Genomic DNA, 2,392 nt, shown 5'->3' with positions numbered 1-2,392 from the left:
GAGTGCCACCACTAATTTTTCGACGGGTGACAAATTCTCGGATGTCAGACTCGGCTGCATTGTTGTGGAGTGGAATATCCGGATCATCAAGAACCCTCAGAAGCTGTTTCTTGTTTTTCCTAAATCCCATCAAGGTGTTATTGAGGGTGGGGTGTTGCAAATAGCACCGACCAAAAACCTCATCAAAGCGAGCCCATAAGTACTTCTTGTACTGGTCACTGGGAGTCTTTGGGTAGGTTTTTAGCTCTTGGTAATAGTCCCACAAGAGGGTTTGGACTTCTTCAATGTTCTGGCGAAACACAGCAGTGCTCCCCTCTAATTTCCGGATGGCTCGTTCAGCATGAACCCAGCACAAGGCATGGACCAGGAGATTAAACTGGCCTGCACCATCGGAAAGAATCACCAACTTCTGACTAACTCCCCCCTCAATCAAACCTCCCAGCAGGGCAGCTTCTGTGACCAACCGAACCGCCAAAGGCGTGACTATACCGATAGAATCCAAATATTGATTCCAGGCTTGGGTGCTATTGGCCAAGACTTTGGAGTCAAACTCCAAGACCTTCCATTGCTTTTTCCCTAATTTATAGCTCTGTAAATACTTGCGGGAACACTCCCCCACGTACATAGCTTGGTTTATTGCCGTGGAGTTGCTCCAAAAAGTTGCTCCGACTCTTGCTCAGAGTACTAGCAAAGTAACTAAACCACTCATTGCCAATCACTGTGCAATACCCATTCTTACCTCCCTGGCGGGCTCCGGTATCATCCGTGTGAATGTAGTTTGAGTAGCCCAAGCCTGTTTCTAACACTGAGGCTTGTTCCTGATGAAACTCCTCTAGTTTTTCGGTTAATATTCGATTGACTTGGCCGACTGAAATATCGATTCCCCAATCCTTTAGCTGTTGATATATCAACGGTTGCGGCACTCGATTTTGGTAGTGTTCATGCAATATATAACCCACCAACTCCGGACCATAATGACCCGTCAAGCTATACTCTGGCGGCAACTGGGCACAAATAACACTCCCATCCTCTAAAACGTACTCTGCCAACAAAAATCGAATATTGTTGCGCTTTATACATAGTTCTTGGACGTCATATTCCCGATACCCATTGAATCTTGCTCCCTCTGGCAACTCCTCTAGCTCTATTTTGCGTTCTTCATTGACCACGAACCCTTGTTTTTTACTGCGTTTGGCTGAACCAGGTCGTTTGCTACTCTGTTGCTGAGACTCAATGCCTTGGTTTAGTTTACTCGCTTTTAACTGGGGCTTCTTGCTCAGTTTCTTTTTCTGCCGTAACTCTTCTTCTAATTGACTGATGCGTTCGGTTAACTGTTTTACCTGTTTCTCTAATGCTTGATTTTGCTCCGCCAACAACCCTATTATTGCTTGCTGCTGTTGCACAAACAAGCGCAGACGCTCCTCCTCTGGGAGGTCGGTTGTTTCGTCGAGAGTGGCCAGCACAGGAATTTCAGTCATATCTCTGTTAGACCAGATTTACGTACTTTTGGCAAGGGGACTGCCAACATAGATCCCTTCACAGGGGGTGCAGGGGTAATTGAGAAGTTACGTTTATTACTACGATTAATCACTGGTTTATGACTAGTTCCTGTCAGGTGGGCAGTGCTTAATACGGATCAAATCAGCTGACAAAGCCCGTTGGTAGGCACTGCCCACCTGACGATTGGTCGCGATCCGCCTGGATTGCCATCTACTTAATACTTCAAGGGGTTGTAATTTATCTCAATCTTTTCAAGCCCTAATTTTTGCTGGTCGCTGTCTACAACGGCTTGCAATATACATATACCATTAACTTGATGGGGCTTGTGATTTACATCGGGAGCAGGTCAAATTCGTAGAACAAATGTACTAAAAACTCATGACTGGTACTGAAGCCCCGAAAACACTGTAGTTCAAGGGTTTGTAGTTCAAGTGTTCTTACAAAATTGACCTGCTCCCATTTACATCTTTCTCAACAAGCTCTACTTTTTGCTCTGAGTAGTTAGCTTTAATGAGATGCACCTGTTAGCGATTAGCGATCGCCCCTTGGAGTTGGAATGACTCCCTTGCTTATCCCACACTTTGCTGATTCACTACCGGGGACTTTAAGAGTTTTGTTCCTTCCCAAATTGGGGGGCGACCGGAACCGGAATCATACCCAGAATCAGCACCGGAATCATACCCAGAATCAGCAATGCCATAAGAAATACCACGATATTTTAGGTTGACTTTGTCTTGGCCAGCTAGTAAGACATAGCCACTACCCCAGGGCTATTTCATTCTAAAAAGTTGCTTAAGCGTATCTAGACCAAAAGAACATAGTCGTTGAGCTTGTGCCATGTTGTCAAACATGTGGTCACGGTATAAATTGAGTGTAAAATTGCGAGCTATAG

Annotated in this window: 2 protein-coding genes; both read right to left on the bottom strand. The window is 45.2% G+C overall.

Features of this window, described 5'->3' with window-relative positions; translation table 11 throughout:
* Nucleotides 1–625: transposase (locus tag F6K53_RS37450; protein WP_293084706.1), on the bottom strand; the 625-nt coding region annotated here is incomplete at its 3' end.
* On the bottom strand, nucleotides 582–1,478 hold the full coding sequence (locus F6K53_RS37445) for a transposase (RefSeq protein ID WP_293069245.1): 897 nt from the start codon (nucleotides 1,476–1,478) through the stop codon (nucleotides 582–584). The genes F6K53_RS37445 and F6K53_RS37450, both read right to left, overlap by 44 nt.
* Nucleotides 1,479–2,392 lie beyond the last annotated feature (914 nt).

It is taken from the genome of Moorena sp. SIO4A1 (genome assembly GCF_010672065.1).
Lineage (GTDB): Bacteria > Cyanobacteriota > Cyanobacteriia > Cyanobacteriales > Coleofasciculaceae > Moorena.
The sequence above is the reverse complement of the archived record's forward strand: the minus strand, read 5'-3'. Positions and strand labels throughout refer to the sequence as shown.

Bases quoted from the DNA above. Each gene is read 5' to 3' on its own strand.
- F6K53_RS37445 (WP_293069245.1), bottom strand. From the start codon at position 1,478: ATGACTGAAATTCCTGTGCTGGCCACTCTCGACGAAACAACCGACCTC.